This is a genomic window from Streptomyces sp. NPDC005811, from assembly GCF_040630405.1.
In the GTDB taxonomy this organism is placed as follows: domain Bacteria; phylum Actinomycetota; class Actinomycetes; order Streptomycetales; family Streptomycetaceae; genus Streptomyces.
The window spans coordinates 1-16,068 of the sequence record NZ_JBEXXK010000038.1 but is presented as its reverse complement, the minus strand read 5'-3'; the positions used below and the strand labels follow the sequence as shown (position 1 = coordinate 16,068).

Sequence of the window (16,068 nt, the reverse complement as noted above, 5' to 3'; positions counted from 1 at the left end):
CGGCCTGTCGGCCGGACGACGATTCGCGCGCATCAGTAGGCCCCCTGCCCGTAGAGCACCGCACGCAGCGTCTTCCACAAGATCACTGTGTCCAGGGCGAGCGACCAGTCCTCCACGTAGCGGAGGTCCAGCCGGACCGCCTCCTCCCACGACAGATCGCTGCGTCCGCTGATCTGCCACAGGCCGGTGAGTCCGGGCTTGACCAGCAGCCGCCGCCGGATGTCCGGGCCGTACGCGGCGGACTCCTCCGGCAGCGGGGGCCGCGGACCGACGAGCGACATCGATCCGGTGAGGACGTTGAACAGCTGCGGGAGCTCGTCGATCGAGTACCGGCGCAGCACCGCCCCCACCCGGGTCACCCGTGGGTCCCGGCGCAGCTTGAACAGCGGGCCGGCGCCCTCGTTGCGGTCGGCGAGCTGGGCGCGGGCCCCGTCGGCCCCGGCCACCATGGTGCGGAACTTGAGGATGGTGAACTCGCGGCCGTCCTTGCCGACCCGGCGCTGGCGGTAGAACGCCCCGCCCCGGCTGTCCAGCAGAACGAGCAGCCCGACGCACACCATCAGCGGCGCGAACAGCAGCAGCAGGATCGCCGCGCCCAGCCGGTCGACGACCATCTTGACGGCCCGGCGGCCCCCGGTGAACGTCGGCATGCTGACCCGCAGCAGCGGTATCCCGAGGACCGCGTCGACGTGCAGCCGCGGTCCGGCCACCTCCATCAGCACGGGGGCCACGACCATCTCGGTGTCGGTGCCCTCGAGGTTCCACGCCAGCCGCTGGAGCCGCTCCGGTGACCAGTGCGGGTCCGGGGTGACCGCGACGACACGGTAGCCGTCGCCGTGGACGTGCTTGGCGACGTCCCCCAACTGGCCGACCACCGGCACTCCGTCGATCAGGTCACCGTCGACCCCGGGCCCGTCCGTCGTGCACACCGCGTCCACCCGCCAGCCGAGGTGGGGGAACTTGCGGGTCCGGGTGATCAGGTCGTGCACGGTGTCCGGGCTCCCGGCGGCGAGCACCGGTCGCAGACACTGGCCGTCCTTGCGCTGTTTGTGCAGGGACAGCCGCAGCAGGTACCGCACGGTCATGGTGACGAGCGCGATCGCGGGGATCGCGACGAAGATCCAGAGTTTGATGTTGCGTGAGGTGAGAGCGATCCCGCCGAGCGCCAGGACGACGGTCGCCGCGAACAGCGAGCGTCCGAGCCGGCGGAACTCCTCGGCGCCCTGGCCGAGCACGGCCGGCGCCCACGAGCGGCTCACGGCGAGCGACCCCAGCACCAGAAGCTCGGTGCCGAAGGCGAGAATCCCCCATTTCTCATGCCAGTTGGCCGCGTCACGGGCCCCGAAGAAGTTGCCGATCCCCGCCACCACACAGGCGGTGGCCACGGTGTCGCTGGTGATCACGGTACGGCGGTACCGCTGCTCCCAGTCGGTCGCCGGCTGGCTGATTGTCCCGTTCGCCAGACGTCCGCGCGCAGACGTGAACGGGCTGACAAGTCCCCCTTGCCGCACAGAACCCCCCAGGTCCCCAGTGGTTCGACGTGTTCGTCCAACACTGTTGCTCCCGTTGCTCCCCCCGGGAGGCCCCCGCCTCCCGCACCGATCTCCCCTCCGGGGCCCCCGCCCCCCGCGCCGTGCCGTTGCTCCCCGCGAGAGGCCCCCGCCTCCCGCGCATGGCATCGCGGCTGTCTCAGAGCTGCTTGAACTCACCCCGGTGGCAGTGGACTCGCAGGTCCCGCCGAACGCTCGGGGTGTACCGGACCCGTCGGAACCCCGGATGCTCCCCGCATCCCAAGTCCCTTGCCGGGCTCACGAATTGATCATCCCCACGCCTGACGCCGGGGACGCGACTGCTGGTTTTCCGTAGCGCAGGACCTATAGATCATTCATGGTCGCCTCGTCTCCGAACAGCTGAAGCACGGTCAATCTAGACCATCAAGGCCGGTATGAAGAGAGGATGTGTGTATTTTGTGCTCAACCTTTGAGACTTGATCGCTTTACCGTTGCCAGGGCATGGTCGAGCGCTCCGGCGCCGGTCACCGGGGGTGGCGGTGGGTTTTGGGATGATCACTCAGAGTTGATCAAGGTGCCCGAAGATCATGTACAAACAGGCGCAAAACCACCCTGCCAGGGCTATGGTGAAGCGATGGTCGAATCTGCGATGCGGTTCCGACATATGGCCGAAGTCCGTCCCCCGCCTGACGGAGCGTCGGTCCCGGTGCCGTGATCAGCGGGTGATCGGTGACGTCGAGCGCGGTCAGGGTGATCACCCTCTGTGGGTGGGGGAGCACCCGGAGTCGGGTGCTCCTGGCTCGGCCCCCCGCCGTCGCCACCCGCCCCGACCCCCCCGCGCCGCTCAGAGCCAGTCCTTGCCCTTGAAAATGAAGTACAGGCTGGTGCAGACGACCGCCATCAGCACGAGCGCGAAGGGGTAGCCGAGGGCCCAGTGCAGCTCCGGCATCTCCCGGAAGTTCATGCCGTAGATCGTGCCGACCAGGGTGGGGGCGAACAGGATGGCCGCCCAGGACGAGATCTTCTTGATCTCCTCGTTCTGTTCGAACCCCGCCTCCGCCAACGCCCGCATCTCCGCGTTCTGCTGCTGGGTGACCAGCGTGGCGTTGACGGTGAGGATCTCGGTGAGGGCCTGGCGGAATCCGTCGACGCGTTCGCTGGTGTGGGTGACGTGGTCGGCGACGTCCCGGAGGTAGCGCTGGAGTTCGTCGTCGGTACCGTATTTGGAGAAGCCGGCCATCAGGCCGTGCAGCATGCCGACCAATGGGCGGGTCGCGCGCTGGAACTCGACCATCTCGCGGGAGAGTTCGTAGATCCGGCGGGAGACCTCCGGGTCGCCCCGGAAGACCTCCGTCTCGATCTCGTCGATGTCGTTCTGGACGCCCGACACGACCGGCGCGTAGCCGTCGACGACCGCGTCGAGTATGGCGTACAGGACCGCCTCGGGCCCGAGCTTCAGCAGGTCCGGGCTGTCCTCCATACGCCGGCGGACCGCCGAGAGGTCCGGCGCCGCGCCGTGCCGGACCGTGATGACGAAGTCGGGGCCGATGAAGATGTGCAGCTCGGCGAAGTCGATCTCCTCGGGCGCGTCCAGGTAGCGGGCGGCCCGCAGCACGACGAACAGGGTCTCGCCGTAGCGCTCCAGCTTCGGCCGCTGGTGCGCCTCCTTGGCGTCCTCCACCGCCAGCGGGTGGAGGCCGAACTCGGCGGCCAGCGAGTGCAGTTCGGCCTCGGTGGGGCGGGCCAGGCCGATCCACGCCATACCGGCCGGCCGTTCGCGCAGCGCCCGGTAGGTCTCCGCCAGTCCGGCCGGGGCGTACACCCGCACGCCGTCGCGGTACAGCACCGCCTGGACCACACTGGCGACCTCGCCGTTCTCCGGCTGCTGCGGCGGCGCGGGGGCCGGCGGGCCGGGGCGGGGCGGCTCGGGCGGCGGCGGGGTGCGGCGCCACACGGACCTGCGGGTACGGGGGCGCTCGGGCATCGCGGCTGCCTCTCGGTCGCGGGGGGTCGAGCCTACGTCCGCGTGATCACAGCGCAGGATATACCGGGCATACGACGTCCGGGGCGGCGGCCCCCGGGACGCGGGCCCGGTGCACCCGGGCGGCGGTCGAGGACAGGATCTGTCCTCGTTCCCGGCTACCTTGCCCTCCATGACGAACAAGACGTCCGCGTCCGGGCCCGTGCTCACGGCCCGCGCCCTCAACCGCGCGACCCTCGACCGGCAGCTCCTCCTGCGGCCCGCCGCGCTGCCGGTGGAGGCGGCCGTCGAGCACCTGCTGGGTCTCCAGGCGCAGAACGTCAAGCCGCCGTACCACGCCCTCGCCGCCCGGCTGGAGGGCTTCGCCCCCGAGCGGCTGTCGGCGCCGATGGCGGACCGGGAGATGGTCCGGATCGTCACCCTGCGGTCGACCATCCACACCCACACGGCCGCCGACTGCCTCACCCTGCGGCCGTTCGTGCAGCCCGCCCGGGACCGCGAGCTGACCCACTTCCGCACCGGACTCGCCGGCGTCGACCTCGACCGGCTCGCCGTGCTCGCCCGTGAGCTCGTCGAGGCCGAGCCGCGCACCATGGGACAGCTGCGCGAGGCCCTCTCCGCGGAGTGGCCGGACGCCGACCCGCAGTCCCTGGCCGTCGCCGCCCGCTGCCGGCTGCCCCTCGTCCAGGTCACCCCGCGCGGGCTGTGGGGCAGGAGCGGACAGGTCGCCCTCACCACCGCCGAGCACTGGCTCGGCCGGCCCGCGCAGGCGGCGCCCGACCCGGAGACCGTCGTCCGGCGCTATCTCGCCGCCTTCGGCCCCGCCTCCGTCAAGGACATGCAGACCTGGGCCGGACTCACCCGGCTGCGCCCGGCCTTCGAACGCCTGCGGCCCGCGCTCCTCACCTTCCGGGACGAGCACGGCACCGAACTCTTCGACCTTCCGGACGCCCCGCGCCCCGACCCGGACACCCCGGCCCCGCCCCGCTTCCTCCCGGAGTTCGACAACCTGCTGCTCTCGCACGCCGACCGCACCCGGGTGGTCCCGCCCGCCCTGCACGGCCGCGCCTGGCAGGGCAACCAGGCCTTTCGCACGCTCCTCGTCGACGGCTTCCTGGCCGGCCTGTGGAAACAGGAGGAGGACGCCCTCGTCGTCGAGCCGTTCGGCCGGCTCACCCGGGAGCAGCGGGCGGCGGTGACCGGGGAGGCGGAGCGGATGCTGCGGGTGCTGCACCCGGGGACGCCGTACGACATCCGGTTCGGGACCGTCGTACCCCGGTAGCCCCGGCGAACGGGGCCGGGGCATGGAGAGGGGGCGCTGCGGGCCGCTCGTGGAGGCTCGCAGCGCCCCCTGGTCGTTCACCTGAGGGGTGCTCAGGAATTCGTGCGGGTCACTCGTCCGCCGGCTCGGCGCCTACGAGTTGACCTGCGCGGTGACGAGGCTGGAGAAGGTGGTCAGCCGGGTGTACACACCCGGGTAACCGGCCTCCGCGCAGCCCTCGCCCCATGAAGTGATCCCTGCCAGGACGCCCCCGATGAGCAGGGGACCGCCGCTGTCGCCCTGGCAGGTGTCTACGCCACCGGATGTGTATCCGGCGCAAACCATGTCGGTCGCGACGAAGTCGGAACCGTAGGAGGAGCGGCAGCTGGAGTCGGACACGATCGGGACGGTCGCGGTCCGCAGCTGGTTGGAGGAGCTGCCGTTCTCCGAGGTGGTGCCCCAGCCGAGGATGCGGGCCGTGGTGCCGGCCGCGTACACGCTGGTCTGGGACGAGGAGACGTACGACGCCGGGGTGTACGACATCGAGGTCGCCAGGGTCAGGACGGCCACGTCGTCCCCGTTGGTGGCGTCCGTGTAGTCCGGGTTGATCCAGATCTTGCTCACCCGGCTGACCGTGCCGTTGGTGCCGTTCAGGTAGGTGCGGCCGCCGACGACCCGCACACTGCTCGTGGTCTCGCCGACCATACAGTGGGCCGCCGTGACCACCTTGGTCGCCGAGACCAGGGTGCCGCCGCAGAACTGGTTCTGCGAGGCGTCCGTGATCTGCATCATGAACGGGTACGACGTCGTCGTGGTGGTCGTGCCGCCGACGATCGGCTGCGGCGCTGCGACAGCGGTGGGGGCGCTGAGCAGAGCCGTCGCCGCCGCGGCGGCGGTGGCCGCGACGAGCGCCGCGGCCTTCTTGGCACGGTTGAGCGCGAACATGCGTCTCCTCGTGGGGGATTTGCCGGTGGGGGATCGCGCGGGTGTCGTGTGGGGGGTAGTGCACGGGGGTCGCGGGACCGACCCCCGTGTGCCCGGGCGAGCGGCACATCCCGAACGCTAGGGGCCGCAGCGGCCTCCTCCCAATGAGGGAACCCCCTAGGGGCGTCGGGGCAGGGAAAACCCTCGGTCGGTCCGCGGGCGCCCCTCGTCAACCCGCGTACGGCAGTTAACCCCCGTGTGGCTCACTTCGCGTGACGCCCCGCCGCCAGTCGGACGATGTCCACCCGGGAGCGGATCCCGAGCTTGCGGTAGACCCGGGTGAGGGTCGCCTCGACCGTTTTGACGCTGATGAACAGCCGTGCCGCGATCTCCCGGTTCGTCGCGCCCTCCATGACCAGCGCGGCCACCTGACGCTCCATCGAGGCCAGGCCCTCCAGGGCGTCGGCGGCGGGCGGTCCCTGCGGGGCGGCCGGCACCGGCTCGCCGGCGGCGGCCGCCACCGCCGCCTCGACCTGCCGCAGCCAGGGCAGCGCCCGGCACCGCCGGAACAGCCGGGCCGCCTCGTCGTACGACGTCGGACCGGGTCGTGGGGCGCGCAGCCGGGCCAGGGCGAACGCGGCCCGCGCCTCCTCCAGGCCGTACCCCAGCTTGGCCAGCCGGTCCTGAACGGACGTCAGCCGGGCCAGCGCCCCCTCGTGGTCGCCGTGCGCGGCCCGGACGAGGGCCTCCGCCCGGTCGAGGACCGCGAGGACGCTCTCCCGGCCGAGCCGCAGCGCCTGTTCGCGGGCGACGTCGATGACGTCCTGCGCCTCGCCCGGCTCGCCGACGCGGACCAGGGCCTCGGCGAGGTCGCCGTGCCAGCGGCCGCGCGCCGGGTCGGTGATGCGCAGTCCCGCCTCCAGCTCCCGCACCCGGCGCAGCGAGCCGACCGCGGCCGCCGCGTCGCCGGCCACGAGCTGGGCGTGGCCCAGCGCGGCCAGCGCGCGCGAGAGGTACATCTGGTCGCCGTCCTCCTCGGCGCGGTCGGCGGCCTCCCGGGCGAGGGCCAGCGCCCGGTCCAGATCGCCGCCGGAGGCCTCGGCGAGCGAGGCGAGCATCGCGGAGGCGCCGAGGCCGATGCCGGAGTCGCGGGCCAGCCTGAGGCTCTCGCGGGACAGGTCGAGGGCGCGTCCGCAGTGCCCGGAGCGCAGTTCGGTCTCGGCGAGGAAGCGCTGGAAGTGCACCTCGCTCTCCACCATGCCGCGCCGGCGCACCTCGCGCAGCAGGGTGGTGATGGTGGCCCGGGCCTCGGGCAGCTGGTCGCTCATCAGCAGCCAGCGGAACCGGGCGGCGCCGACGCCGTTGTGATGGCACGCCACATACGGGTCCTGAGGCTCCCTCAGCGCCCGTTTGATGGTGGCGGGCGCGTTCGGATGGCCCATCAGGGTCTCGGTGTGGGCCTGGAAGGACAGCGACATCAGCTCGGTGCGCCGGTCGCCGCCGCGCGCGGCCAGCTCCGCCGCGTGCGCGGCCTCCTGGCGGGCCTCGGAGAAGTCGCCCTCGACGATCAGCTTGCGCCAGGCCAGGTGGTAGTGGACCAGCGCCAGCAGCCGGGGGTCGTCGCCGGCGTCGGCGAGGGCCTGCGGGAAGACGGCGTCGACGTCGCCGAGGGCCTGTCCGGCGGACTCGATGACCACTTCCCAGGCGCGGATGCGGTCGGCGGGCACGGTGGCCCGGGTCAGCACCTCGCGGGCGATGTCCCGCGCCAGGTCCACCTCGCCGGCGGTGATCGCGTCCTCGGCGGCCTTCAGCCGGTGCTCGTCCGGGGGCGGGGTGCCGTCCGGCGGGGTGTGCCGGGCGGCGAGCAGCCCGAGGGAGGCGGCGACGGAGGGGGCGCCGCGGTCACGGGCGAGGGCCGCGGCCTCGGCGAGCCGGGCGGCCACCTCCGGGTCGGTGCCGGTGGTGGCGAGGGCGAGGTTGCGGGCCCGCTCGATCGGGTCGGAGGCGGCGGTGGACAGCGCGGCGTGCGCGGCCCGGCGCTCCTGCACGGGCGCCTCCGCGTAGAGCGCCGCCGAGATCAGCGGATGCGCGAACCGTACGGCGGGACCCTCGGGCTCGGTCGCCAGCAGGCCGAGCTCGGCGGCCTGGGCGGTCTCGGCCTCGGCGTTCTCCCGGCCGGCCGCGTGCAGCAGGGCCAGGGTGGGGCGGGCGCCGGCGCTGGCCACCAGCAGGGTGCGGCGGGCCTCGTCGGAGAGCATGTCGAGGCGGCTGAGCACCAGGGCGCGCAGCGAGGTCGGCACCGGCAGCGGCTCGCCGGGGCGCGGCGGGGTCGGGTTCTCGCCGAGCGCCCGGCCGAGTTCCAGCGCGAACAGGGGGTTGCCGCCGCTGGTGCGGTGGATCTCGCGGACCGTGGAGCGGGGCAGATCGGTGTAGCCGCGGTGGTCGAGCAGGGCGGAGACCTGGGCGCGGGAGAGCGGGTTGAGGCGGACGGCGAGGGTGTCCGGCGGGGACGCGCGTAGATGGCGGTCGTACTCCTGGCCCTCGGTGCGGACCGCGCAGAGCAGCTGGACGGGGGTGTCGCCGAGGCGGCGGGCGGCGAAGCCGAGGAGTTCGGCGCTGGCCGAGTCCAGCCACTGGAGGTCGTCGGCGACGAGCAGGACGGGGCCGGAGGCCGCGAGGGCGCGCAGGGCGGAGAGCACGGCGAGCCGCAGGGCGAGTCCGTCGCGTTGCAGGGTGGACTCGCCGCGGCCGGTCAGGGCCGATTCCAGTGCGGTGCGCTGCGCGGTCGGCAGCTTGTCCGAGATCTCGTCGAGGACCAGGCCGAACAGGTCGGCCAGGGCCAGGAACGGGAGGTGGGATTCGGACTCGGTCGCCGAGCAGCGCAACACGGTGTGCGCGGCGTCGCCGTAATCCGCGGCCAATGCCCGCAGCACGGTCGACTTTCCTATTCCGGCGGGTCCGTGGAGCAGCACACTGCCGCCGCGCGCGAGCTGGTCACGGGCCGAGGTGTACAGCTCGTCCCTGCCTATGACCAGGTCGGGGCGGCACCTGGCAGGCTCCTTGAAGTCCCGTCGCACGGTCACCGCTCCCTTCCGAGTGTCGTGTCCGGGCCAAATTCTAGGCAACGTCTCTTTGAAATTCGGAGGGACGGCCGGGTGAGGGAGATAACAACGTTACGCATAAGTAAATTCACTGCGGCGGCGGATGAATGAGTGATCGTCGTGGCAGCCCCTCCCTGGCTTGAACCGAACGGTCCGCACCCCCCGCGCTCCGGGTGCCGCGACAGGTGTGGGAGCACTCTTCCATGCCCTTGTTACCGACGGGAACCACCCGTCTCGGGCAAGAAACGACCTAGGGCAGCAGCCCCGACCGGCGGGCCGCGGACACCGCCTCGCCGCGGGTGTGGGCGCCCAGCCGGCGCATCGCCGAGCGCAGGTAGGCCTTCACCGTCTCCGGGCGCAGGCCGAGCCGCTCCGCCGCGGACGCGTTCGTCGCGCCCGCCGCCACACACGCGAGGACGTCCAGCTCGCGCGGGGCGAGCACGACCCGCTCACCGGCCTCGCCCGGGGTCAGCAGACCGCACGCGTCGAGCAGCTCCGCGCGCAGCGCCGGGTCACCGATCCGCGGGGCCAGCGCCCGCAGCGCGGCATGCGCCTCGCGCACCTGCTCCCAGCCGGGCCCCGGCCGGGACGCGGGGCCGGGAGCGGGCCCCGGCAGGGCCTCGGCCAGCAGCCCGCGCGCCTCGTCCTCCACCACCAGCGCCTGCTCCACGTCCCGCGCCACGTCCACGGCCGCGCTGAGCGTGCGGTCGCCCAGCGGCTGGGCGGTGCGCAGCGCGCCGTACAGCACCCCGCGCACCCGGCGCCGCACCACCACCGGGATCGCCAGCACCGAGCGCAGCCCCTCCTCGGCGACCGCCGCGTCGTACTCGTGGCTGATCTGCTGGGAGACCGAGTAGTCGGTCACCGCGCACGGACGGGCCCGCGCGACCGCCTTGCCGCCGAGGCCGTTGCCCGAGATCACATGGAGGCCGCTGAGCGCGAGCGTGGTCGCGCCGCTGAACTCGCTGATCCGCATCCGGGCACGCCCCGGCTCCACCAGGCCGCCGAAGGCGACCGGCAGCCCCGTCCTGCGCCGCAGGCGCGCCAGCGCGCCGCGGATCTCCGCCGTACCGGCTGGGTCTGCTGCCACGTCCTCGCCCTTTCCGCGTGGCTGGGGATGATCCCACATGTCACCCCCGCGCGCCGCACTCCCCCCGTTCGGGGGTAGTGAGACCTGCATCACGGATTACACGATGGCAGAGAGCCGCCCGGCAATGGCCCGGCACCTAGGAGGACACCGATGACGACGGCCACCGAGCAGTTCCGCAGGGCCAGGGACTTCCTGCTGGAACACCGTGAGGACTACACCGCCGCCTGCGAGGGCTTCACCTGGCCCCGCCCCGAGCACTTCAACTGGGCCCTCGACTGGTTCGACGTCATCGCGCGCGGCAACGACCGCACCGCCCTGCACATCGTCGAGGAGGACGGCACCGAGACCCGGCTGACCTTCGCCGAGCTGTCCGACCGCTCCGACCGGGTGGCGAACTGGCTGCGCGGGCGCGGGGTCGCCGCCGAGGACCGGATCCTCGTCATGCTCGGCAACCAGGCCGAACTCTGGGAGACCGCGCTCGCCGCGATGAAGCTGCGCGCCGTCGTCATCCCCGCCACCCCGCTGCTCGGCCCCGCCGACCTGCGCGACCGCGTGGAGCGCGGCCGGGTCGCACACGTCCTCGTGCGCGCCGAGGACGCCGGCAAGTTCGACGAGGTGCCCGGCGGCTACACCCGGATCGCGGTCGGCGGCGCGCCCGGCGGCTGGCAGGCGTACGAGGACGCGTACGCCGCGCCCGACGGCTTCACCCCCGACGGCCCCACCCTCGCCGACGACCCCCTGATGCTGTACTTCACCTCCGGCACGACCGCCCGCCCCAAGCTGGTCGAGCACACCCACACCTCGTACCCCGTCGGGCACCTGGCGACCATGTACTGGATCGGGCTCAAGCCCGGTGACGTGCATCTCAACATCTCCTCGCCCGGCTGGGCCAAGCACGCCTGGTCGAACCTCTTCGCGCCCTGGAACGCGGAGGCGACCGTCTTCATCCACAACTACACGCGCTTCGACCCGGCCCGCCTGATGGCGGAGATGGACCGGGCCGGCGTCACCACCTTCTGCGCCCCGCCCACCGTGTGGCGGATGCTCATCCAGGCCGACCTGACCCAGCTCGCGACCCCGCCGCGGGAGGTGGTGGCGGCCGGCGAGCCGCTCAACCCCGAGGTGATCGAGCAGGTGCGGCGGGCGTGGCGGGTGACCATCCGGGACGGCTTCGGGCAGACGGAGACGGCCGTACAGGTCGCCAACAGCCCCGGGCAGGAGCTGAAGACCGGCTCGATGGGCCGGCCGAGCCCCGGCTACCGGGTGGAACTGCTGGACCCGGTCTCGGGCGCCCCGGGCGCCACCGAGGGCGAGATCGCGCTCGATCTCGCGGCCCGCCCGGTCGGTCTGATGACCGGCTACCACGGCGACCCGGACCGTACGGCGGAGGCGATGGCCGGCGGCTACTACCGCACCGGCGACATCGGCTCCCGCGACGCCGACGGCTACATCACCTACGTGGGCCGAGCCGACGACGTGTTCAAGGCCTCCGACTACAAGATCAGCCCGTTCGAGCTGGAGAGCGCGCTGCTGGAGCACGAGGCGGTCGCCGAGGCGGCCGTCGTGCCCGCGCCGGACGAACTGCGCCTCGCCGTGCCCAAGGCGTACGTGGTCCTCGCGGAGGGCTGGCAGCCGGGTCCGGACACGGCGAAGGTCCTGTTCGAGCACTCCCGCGAGGTCCTCGCCCCGTACAAGCGCATCCGCCGCCTGGAGTTCGCCCCGCTGCCCAAGACCGTCTCCGGCAAGATCCGCCGGATCGAGCTCCGCGAGGCGACGGCGGCGGGCTCGGCGGGGGAGTACCGCGAGGAGGACTTCCGGTGACGGGCACGTCGTACACGCACGGGACGAGCGGGACGGCCCTGCTCGGCGACACGATCGGCGCGAACCTGGACCGGGCGGTGGCCGCCTGGCCGGACCGTGAGGCGCTCGTCGACATGGACTCGGGGCGGCGCTGGACCTACGCCCGGTTCGCCGCCGACGTCGACGAGCTGGCGTACGCCCTGCTCGCGAGCGGGATCGCCCAGGGCGACCGGGTCGGCATCTGGGCGGTCAACTGCCCGGAGTGGGTCCTGGTCCAGTACGCCACCGCCCGCATCGGGGCGATCATGGTGAACATCAACCCGGCCTACCGCACCCACGAGGTGGAGTACGTCCTCCGGCAGGCGGGGGTCTCGCTGCTCTTCGCGTCGCTGCGGCACAGGAGCAGCGACTACCGGGCGATGGTCGAGCAGGTGCGGGGCAACTGCCCGGAGCTGCGGGAGACCGTCTTCATCGGGGATCCGAGCTGGGCGGCCCTGACCGCCCGGGCCACGCCGGTGCCCTTCGCGGCCCTGTCCTGCGACGACCCCGTCAACATCCAGTACACCTCGGGGACCACGGGCTTCCCCAAGGGGGCCACCCTCTCCCACCACAACATCCTCAACAACGGTTACTTCGTGGGCGAGATGATCGCCTACACCGAGCAGGACCGGATCTGCGTGCCGGTGCCCTTCTACCACTGCTTCGGCATGGTCATGGGCAACCTCGCGGCCACCTCGCACGGCGCCTGCGTGGTGATCCCGGCCCCCTCCTTCGACCCGCGGGCCACTCTGGAGGCCGTCCAGCAGGAGCGCTGCACCTCGCTGTACGGGGTGCCGACCATGTTCATCGCGGAGCTCAACCTCCCCGACTTCGGGTCGTACGACCTCTCCAGCCTGCGCACCGGCATCATGGCGGGCTCGCCCTGCCCGGTGGAGGTGATGAAGCGGGTCGTCTCGGAGATGAACATGGCCGAGGTGTCGATCTGTTACGGCATGACCGAGACCTCGCCCGTCTCCACCCAGACCCGCCGCGACGACGACCTGGGCCATCGCACCGGCACGGTCGGCCGGGTGCTCCCGCACATCGAGGTGAAGGTCGTCGACCCCGCGACCGGGGTCACCCAGCCGCGCGGCACGGCGGGCGAGCTGTGCACCCGCGGCTACAGCGTGATGCTCGGCTACTGGGACGAGCCGGGGAAGACCGCCGAGGCGATCGACGCGGGCCGCTGGATGCACACCGGGGATCTGGCGGTGATGCGCGCGGACGGGTACGTGGAGATCGTCGGCCGGATCAAGGACATGATCATCCGGGGCGGCGAGAACATCTACCCGCGCGAGATCGAGGAGTTCCTCCACGGCCATCCGAAGATCCAGGACGTCCAGGTGGTCGGCGTCCCGCACGAGCGGTACGGCGAGGAGGTCCTCGTCTGTGTCATCCCGGCCGACCCGGCCGACCCACCGACCCTGGAGGAGCTGCGCGCCCACTGCGAGGGGCGGCTCGCGCACTACAAGGTGCCCAGCAGGCTCCAGGTGCTGGAGGCGTTCCCGATGACCGTGTCCGGCAAGGTCCGCAAGATCGAACTGCGGGAGACGTACGGCGCCTGAGCCCCGGCGGCCGTCGCCTCAGGCGCCCCGGGCGTCGAGGGCGGCGGCCGCCGCGTTCACGGGCTGCGGGGTGCCCGTCAGGTCCAGCAGGAACAGCGGGACGCACAGCCGGTCGGCACCCGCCCGGGCCTCGTCGGCGTACCCGGCGAGGGAGAAGTACACACAGTCCGCGGACTCGGTCATCGCCGTCAGCCACAGACACTCCACGTCCCGCAGCGCGGCCGGGCGCACACTCGGGTCGACCTGGGCCAGCAGTCCGGGGGCGGCCAGACCGATCCCCGAGGTGGGCCGCTGATCGGCCCGCCGGACCTCGCCGTGGCCCAGCCAGCGCAGATAGAGGGCGGCCGCGGTGACCGCGTCGAGGGCGGTCCGGATGGCGACGGACCGGAAGACGGGCCGGTGCGGCCCGGCCGCCTCCGGCTCCGGTGCCTCGGATTCCGGTGCCTCGGATTCCGCGCGCCGGGGCCGGGTCCCGCCGGTGACCGGCAGCCGCAGCGCCGTGCCGCACGGGCAGCCCAGTTCCGGATGCGGCCACTGGCCGTCGCGGCCGCAGGAGCCGCAGTGCAGGGTGACCCAGTCCTCGTCCCAGGCGCGGTGCGCGACCGCCGTCGGAGCCGCCCCCGGATCGAGCGCCGGGGCGACGGGGGCACCGCACGCGCACAGATAGGACGGCACGGTGTAGAGGCGCTCGCGCCGGCAGGCCGGGCAGCGCACCGGCACGCTCTCGGACATGGCCCCATCGTCCTCCTCCTGTCCCCTCCTGTCCGTGTCTTGACCACCTTCGGGCCCCCCTTTACATTGCTTCCAGATAGCAGAAAATCTTTTCCGTATTGTGGAAGTGACAGGGAAGTCGGAGAGAACGGAGGAGCACGGGATGGCTCGTATGACCGCTGCCCGCGCGGCAGTCGAGATCCTCAGGCGCGAGGGCGTCACCGCCGCGTTCGGCGTGCCCGGCGCGGCGATCAACCCGTTCTACGCGGCGCTCAGGGCCTGCGGCGGCATCGACCACACCCTCGCCCGCCATGTCGAGGGCGCCTCGCACATGGCCGAGGGCTACACCCGCACCCACCCCGGCAACATCGGCGTCTGCGTCGGCACCTCCGGACCGGCCGGCACCGACATGATCACCGGGCTCTACTCCGCGACCGGCGACTCGATCCCGATCCTGTGCATCACGGGCCAGGCCCCGGTCGCCGTGATCCACAAGGAGGACTTCCAGGCCGTCGACATCGCCTCGATCGCCCGCCCGGTGACCAAGATGGCGGTCACCGTCCTGGAGGCCGCCCAGGTCCCCGGTGTGTTCCAGCAGGCCTTCCACGTGATGCGCTCCGGCCGGCCCGGTCCGGTCCTGATCGACCTGCCGGTCGACGTCCAGCTGACCGAGATCGAGTTCGACCCGGACACCTACGCACCGCTGCCGGTCCACCGGCCGGCCGCCACCCGCGCCCAGATCGACAAGGCGCTCGGCATGCTGAACGCCGCCGAGCGCCCGTTGATCGTCGCGGGCGGCGGGGTCATCGGCGCCGACGCCTGCGCCCTCCTCGTGGAGTTCGCCGAGCTGACCGGCACGCCTGTCGTGCCGACCCTGATGGGCTGGGGCGCGATCCCCGACGACCATGAGCTGAACGCGGGCATGGTGGGCCTGCAGACCTCGCACCGCTACGGCAACGCGACCTTCCTGGAGTCCGACTTCGTCCTCGGCATCGGCAACCGCTGGGCCAACCGGCACACCGGCAGCCTCGACGTCTACACCCGGGGCCGCACCTTCGTCCACGTCGACATCGACCCCACCCAGATCGGCCGGATCTTCGCCCCCGACTACGGCATCCCCTCCGACGCCGGGGCCGCCCTCGCCCTGTTCGTCGAGGCGGCGAAGGAACTGAAGGCCGCGGGCGGACTGCCCGACCGGTCCGCCTGGGCGGCGGCCGCGCAGCACCGGCGGGCCACGCTCCAGCGCCGTACGCACTTCGACGACGTCCCGATGAAACCCCAGCGCGTCTACGAGGAGATGAACAAGGCCTTCGGTCCCGAGACCCGGTACGTCACCACCATCGGCCTCTCCCAGATCGCCGGCGCCCAGCTGCTCCACGTCCACCGGCCCCGCCACTGGATCAACTGCGGCCAGGCGGGCCCGCTCGGCTGGACGATCCCGGCGGCGCTCGGCGTCGCCAAGGCCGACCCGGACGCCCAGGTCGTCGCCCTCTCCGGCGACTACGACTTCCAGTTCATGATCGAGGAGCTGGCCGTCGGCGCCCAGCACCGGATCCCGTACGTCCATGTCCTGGTGAACAACGCCTACCTGGGGCTGATCCGCCAGGCGCAGCGGGCCTTCGACATGGACTTCCAGGTCAGCCTGGAGTTCGAGAACCTCAACACTCCCGAGCTGGGCGTCTACGGCGTCGACCATGTGAAGGTCGCCGAGGGCCTCGGCTGCAAGGCGATCCGGGTGACGGACCCGGACGAGCTGGGGGCGGCCTTCGAGCGGGCCCGCAAGCTGGCCGCCGAGTTCCGGGTGCCGGTCGTCGTCGAGGCGATCCTGGAGCGGGTCACGAACATCGCCATGAGTGTCACCAACGACATCGGCGCGGTCGTGGAGTTCGAGGAGGTCGCCACCGAACCGGGGCATGCCCCGACCTCGATCAGACCGCTGGCGCTCTGACGGGTGTGGGGGGGGGGGCCCCCGGGGGGGGGGCCCCCCCCCCCGCCCCCCCCCCCGGGACCCCCCCCCCCCCCGGCCCCCCGGCCCCCGGTGCCCCGCCCGCGGGGGGCGCGGTGAAACCCGCGGCCCGCCCCACA

The 16,068-nt window shown here is 72.6% G+C and carries 10 protein-coding genes; 4 read left to right on the top strand and 6 right to left on the bottom strand.

Annotated elements, in window-relative coordinates; all coding sequences use genetic code 11:
* Positions 1–32 precede the first annotated feature (32 nt).
* Complete coding sequence (locus tag ABZ490_RS33710; RefSeq protein ID WP_358998738.1) at positions 33–1,511, bottom strand: sugar transferase; 1,479 nt, start codon at positions 1,509–1,511, stop codon at positions 33–35.
* An 844-nt stretch (positions 1,512–2,355) separates the two neighbouring features.
* A complete protein-coding gene (locus ABZ490_RS33705; RefSeq protein WP_358998735.1) occupies positions 2,356–3,495 on the bottom strand; it encodes a magnesium and cobalt transport protein CorA in 1,140 nt (379 codons plus the stop codon).
* A 169-nt stretch (positions 3,496–3,664) separates the two neighbouring features.
* On the opposite strand from ABZ490_RS33705, the gene ABZ490_RS33700 reads away from it, so the two are divergent.
* Positions 3,665–4,774, top strand: a complete 1,110-nt coding sequence (locus ABZ490_RS33700) for a winged helix DNA-binding domain-containing protein (protein ID WP_358998733.1) — start codon at positions 3,665–3,667, stop codon at positions 4,772–4,774.
* 132 nt (positions 4,775–4,906) lie between these two features.
* On the opposite strand, the gene ABZ490_RS33695 is transcribed toward ABZ490_RS33700, so the two are convergent.
* From ABZ490_RS33695 to ABZ490_RS33685, 3 genes are all read right to left on the bottom strand, one after another.
* Positions 4,907–5,698, bottom strand: coding sequence for a serine protease (locus ABZ490_RS33695; RefSeq protein ID WP_358998730.1), 792 nt, complete (start codon positions 5,696–5,698; stop codon positions 4,907–4,909).
* 242 nt (positions 5,699–5,940) lie between these two features.
* A complete protein-coding gene (locus tag ABZ490_RS33690; protein WP_358998728.1) occupies positions 5,941–8,760 on the bottom strand; it encodes an AAA family ATPase in 2,820 nt (939 codons plus the stop codon).
* A 268-nt stretch (positions 8,761–9,028) separates the two neighbouring features.
* The gene (locus ABZ490_RS33685; protein WP_358998725.1) at positions 9,029–9,868 is read right to left on the bottom strand and encodes a helix-turn-helix transcriptional regulator; all 840 of its coding nucleotides are present in this window, start codon (positions 9,866–9,868) and stop codon (positions 9,029–9,031) included.
* 150 nt (positions 9,869–10,018) lie between these two features.
* Here ABZ490_RS33685 and ABZ490_RS33680 point away from each other — a divergent pair, with 150 nt between their 5' ends.
* Entirely contained in the window at positions 10,019–11,689 is a 1,671-nt protein-coding gene (locus ABZ490_RS33680; protein WP_358998722.1) for an AMP-binding protein, read from the top strand.
* Positions 11,686–13,272 (top strand): AMP-binding protein, encoded by a 1,587-nt coding sequence (locus ABZ490_RS33675; RefSeq protein WP_358998719.1) that lies wholly within the window; start codon positions 11,686–11,688, stop codon positions 13,270–13,272. Before ABZ490_RS33680 ends, ABZ490_RS33675 begins: the two co-directional genes overlap by 4 nt.
* A gap of 18 nt (positions 13,273–13,290) precedes the next feature.
* Here the strand turns inward: ABZ490_RS33675 and ABZ490_RS33670 are convergent, their stop codons facing one another.
* The gene (locus tag ABZ490_RS33670; protein WP_358998716.1) at positions 13,291–14,004 is read right to left on the bottom strand and encodes a hypothetical protein; all 714 of its coding nucleotides are present in this window, start codon (positions 14,002–14,004) and stop codon (positions 13,291–13,293) included.
* Positions 14,005–14,146: 142 nt separating this feature from the next.
* Between ABZ490_RS33670 and gcl the strand changes: the two genes are divergently transcribed.
* Positions 14,147–15,931, top strand: a complete 1,785-nt coding sequence (gcl, locus tag ABZ490_RS33665) for a glyoxylate carboligase (protein ID WP_358998712.1) — start codon at positions 14,147–14,149, stop codon at positions 15,929–15,931.
* Positions 15,932–16,068 lie beyond the last annotated feature (137 nt).